The 3,756-nt window shown below is 69.1% G+C and carries 4 protein-coding genes; 1 reads left to right on the forward strand and 3 read right to left on the reverse strand.

Features of this window, described 5'->3' with window-relative positions; all coding sequences use genetic code 11:
- Positions 1 to 1,315, reverse strand: a 1,315-nt coding sequence (ftsH, locus tag ACILRF_RS15235; protein ID WP_395674384.1) for an ATP-dependent zinc metalloprotease FtsH, incomplete at its 3' end; no start/stop codon positions are given.
- A 203-nt stretch (positions 1,316 to 1,518) separates the two neighbouring features.
- A complete protein-coding gene (gene rpsU, locus ACILRF_RS15240) occupies positions 1,519 to 1,752 on the reverse strand; it encodes a 30S ribosomal protein S21 (RefSeq protein WP_111275467.1) in 234 nt (77 codons plus the stop codon).
- 200 nt (positions 1,753 to 1,952) lie between these two features.
- Here rpsU and ACILRF_RS15245 point away from each other — a divergent pair, with 200 nt between their 5' ends.
- Positions 1,953 to 2,594, forward strand: coding sequence for a COQ9 family protein (locus ACILRF_RS15245; RefSeq protein ID WP_395674386.1), 642 nt, complete (start codon positions 1,953 to 1,955; stop codon positions 2,592 to 2,594).
- A 36-nt stretch (positions 2,595 to 2,630) separates the two neighbouring features.
- Here the strand turns inward: ACILRF_RS15245 and ACILRF_RS15250 are convergent, their stop codons facing one another.
- The gene (locus ACILRF_RS15250) at positions 2,631 to 3,704 is read right to left on the reverse strand and encodes a 5-(carboxyamino)imidazole ribonucleotide synthase (RefSeq protein ID WP_395674388.1); all 1,074 of its coding nucleotides are present in this window, start codon (positions 3,702 to 3,704) and stop codon (positions 2,631 to 2,633) included.
- Positions 3,705 to 3,756: the final 52 nt, after the last annotated feature.

The raw sequence follows: 3,756 nt of genomic DNA on the forward strand, positions 1-3,756 counted from the left end.
GGATGATCGTCGCCTTGTGGACCGGATCGGTGGCCGGGACGCTGAGCGCCACCAGGGCATGGCCGCCCTCGTGATAGGCGGTCAGCTTCTTCTCCTCGTCGGTCATGACCATCGAGCGTCGCTCGGCGCCCATCATGACCTTGTCCTTGGCGTCCTCGAAGTCTCGCATGGTGACCATGCGGCGGTTCTTGCGCGCCGCCATCAGCGCCGCCTCGTTGACCAGGTTCGACAGGTCCGCGCCGGAGAAGCCGGGGGTGCCGCGGGCGATGGTCTTGACCTCGACGTCGGCCGCCAGCGGCACGTTCTTCATGTGCACGCGCAGGATGCGTTCGCGGCCGGTAATGTCCGGGTTCGGCACCACCACCTGGCGGTCGAAGCGGCCGGGACGCAGCAGCGCCGGGTCGAGGACGTCCGGCCGGTTGGTGGCGGCGATCAGGATGATGCCTTCGTTGGCCTCGAAGCCGTCCATCTCGACCAGCAGCTGGTTCAGGGTCTGCTCGCGCTCGTCGTTGCCGCCCCCGAGACCCGCGCCGCGATGGCGACCGACGGCGTCGATTTCGTCGATGAAGATGATGCAGGGGGCATTCTTCTTCGCCTGCTCGAACATGTCACGCACGCGGCTGGCGCCGACGCCGACGAACATCTCGACGAAGTCGGAACCCGAGATGGTGAAGAACGGCACGCCGGCCTCGCCGGCGACCGCGCGGGCGATCAGGGTCTTACCCGTACCGGGCGGACCGACCAGCAGGGCCCCCTTTGGAATCTTGCCGCCCAGGCGCTGGAAGCGCTGCGGGTCCTTCAGGAAGTCGACGATTTCGGTCAGCTCTTCCTTGGCCTCGTCAACGCCGGCGACGTCGTCGAAAGTGACGCGGTTCTTGTTCTCGGTCAGCAGCCGGGCCTTGGACTTGCCGAAGCCCATGGCCCCGCGCGCGCCGCCCTGCATTTGCCGCATGAAGAAGATCCAAACGCCGATCAGCAGCAGGATCGGCAGCGAGTTCAGGATGAATCCGAGCAGGGTGAAGCCGCCGGCCGGCTTGACCGCGATGTCGGCGCCTTGGGCCTCGAGCCGCTTGACCAGGTCGTCCTGGTTGGCCGGGGTGACGGCGGTGTAGACCTTGTCGGCCTGGTCGCGCACCTCGACGGCGGCGCCGCGGATCACCGCCTGCTTCACCTCGCCGGAATTCACCTTCGACAGCAGCTGCGAATAGGTGATCTCGCCCTGCGCCGCGGCGCGGCCGCCGCCGGTCATCATGCTGTAGAGTCCGACCAGGACGACGATGATGACGCCCCAGATGACGAGGTTGCGCATGTTCATGGGCTAAGGACCGTCTCGAGAAGAACTACGGGCAGGGCTCGATAAGATAGGTGGCCGACCAAGGGTATTCCAGCGGGGCTGCCGCGACGCGACGGAAGACCGCGCCTTGGCAATGGCGAATGACCCCGTGGCCATAACGAAAAAGGGCCGCGCTGGTGGCGCGGCCCTTCCACATAAATCTCGATCTGGCCGGATTTTAGGCCTTAGCGCGAAGGCTTCTTCGGCGCCGCGATCAGGCCTTCGCGCTGGGCGCGCTTGCGGGCCAGCTTGCGGGCGCGACGAACGGCCTCGGCCTTCTGGCGCGCGCGCTTCTCCGAGGGCTTCTCGTAGTGCACGTGGCGCTTCATCTCGCGGAACGAGCCTTCGCGCTGCATCTTCTTCTTCAGCGCCTTGAGGGCTTGGTCGACGTTGTTGTCGCGGACGAAAATCTGAACCAGGGGTCTCTCTCCTGTGGTCGCTGACGCTGCCCGGCCCCCCGATCCCGGCCAAGGGGCGGCGGCGAGCGAACAAAACAATCTTGCCCGAAGGCGACAGGCCTGCGGGTTTGAGCGCGGCGAGATATCAGAAGGCGAAGGCGATGTCCACGCCATGCCACGCAGCGCGTGATTAGCAGGGCGCATGGGGCTAGACTTGGACGATGAGCGCCACCGATTGGACTGTTGAGGCCGAACGCCAGCTGCTCGAGGCGGCCATACGCCTCGCCCCGGCCCAGGGCTGGACCAAGCGCATGGCCATGGCCGCCGGCGCGGCCTGCGGCTTTTCGCCGGGCGAGACCGAACTCCTGGCCCCTCACGGCCCCGCCGACCTTGCGGCCCTGCTGTCCCGCCGTCACGACGCCCAGGCTCTGACCATCCTGGCGGGCGTCGATCCGGCCGAGCTCAAGATCCGCCAGCGCATCCGCCGCGCTGTCGAGGCCCGCCTCGACGCGGCCGCCGCCGACGAGCCGGCGACCCGCCGCTGGGCCGCCTGGCTCAGCCTGCCGCAGAACCTGCCGCTCGGCGGGCGGCTGGCCTGGGAGAGCGCCGACGTTCTGTGGCGCTGGGCCGGCGACGTCGCCACCGATGAGAACCACTATTCGAAACGCGCGATCCTGGCCGGCGTCCTGACCACCGCGCTTGTCATACGCCTGGCGTCAGGCCGCGCCGACGCTCTGGCCTACGTCGACCGCCGGATCGAGGACGTGATGCGGTTCGAGAAATGGAAGGCGACGACGAAAGTCCGCCCGTCCGCCCTCGTCACCGCCGCGGCCCAGGCGTTGGGGCGGATGCGCTATCGATGACGGCATCCTCTTCCGCATGCCGGAGAAGGCGCCTTCTTAGAGCGCCCGCACCCGGTTGACGTGGCCCATCTTCCGCCCCGGCTTGGCGTCTCGCTTCCCGTAGAGGTGGACGCGGGTCTCGGGCTCGGCGGCCAGTTTGGCCCAGGCGTCCGCGTCCTCGCCGAGCAGGTTCAGCATCTCGACCCGCGCGGTGGCCCGCGTCGGACCGAGCGGCCAGCCGGCGACGGCGCGGATGTGCTGTTCGAACTGATCCACCTCGCAGCCGTCCTGCGTCCAGTGGCCGGTGTTGTGCACCCGGGGCGCGATCTCGTTGACCAGCAGGCGGCCGTCGGGAAGCTCGAACAGTTCGATGCCGATGACCCCGACATAGTCGAGGCCGTCCAGGACCTGGCGGGCGATCCGCTCGGCCTGGTCGGCCAGCGCCGGCGTCACCTGGGCCGGGGCGACCGTGCGACGCAATATGCCGCCCTCGTGATGGTTCTCGCCCAGCGGATAGACGGCGATTGCTCCGTCGCGGCCCCGGGCGGCGATCACCGACAGCTCGCGCACGAAATCGGCCGGCGCCTCGACGATCACCGGCACGCCGCCCAGGGCCTCGAACACGGCGGCGGCGTCGGCGGCGTGTTCGACCCACTTCTGGCCCTTGCCGTCATAACCTTCGCGGCGGGTCTTCATCAGCGCAGGCGCGCCGATCCGCGTCACCGCATCGACGGCCTCCCGCGGGGTTGCGGCTTCGGCGAACGCCACCGTGGGCGCCCCGCGGGCGTTCAGGAAGGTCTTCTCCGCCACCCGATCCTGTGCGACCGCCAGGGCCAGGGCGCCGGGCGCCACGTCGACGCCGTGGTCGGTCAGGATGTCCACCGACCCGGCCGGCACGTTCTCGAACTCGTAGGTCACGACGTCGGCGGCCTTAGCCAGGCGGACCAGCGCCGCTTCGTCGTCATAGGCGCCTTCGATCAGCTGGGCGGCGACCCGCGCCGCCGGACTGTCGGCCTCGCGCTCGAGGATCGCGACGTCGAAGCCCAGCCGCGCGGCGGCCTGGGCCAGCATCCGGCCGAGTTGGCCGCCGCCGAGGATGCCGATCGTCGAGCCAGGGGCCAGCGGTTGCACGTCAGGCGTCCTCGACCGTCTCGGCCACGCTCTCGGTCTGCCTGGCCGTGAA

The sequence above is a fragment of the Phenylobacterium sp. genome, assembly GCF_044236515.1.
GTDB lineage: Bacteria > Pseudomonadota > Alphaproteobacteria > Caulobacterales > Caulobacteraceae > Phenylobacterium.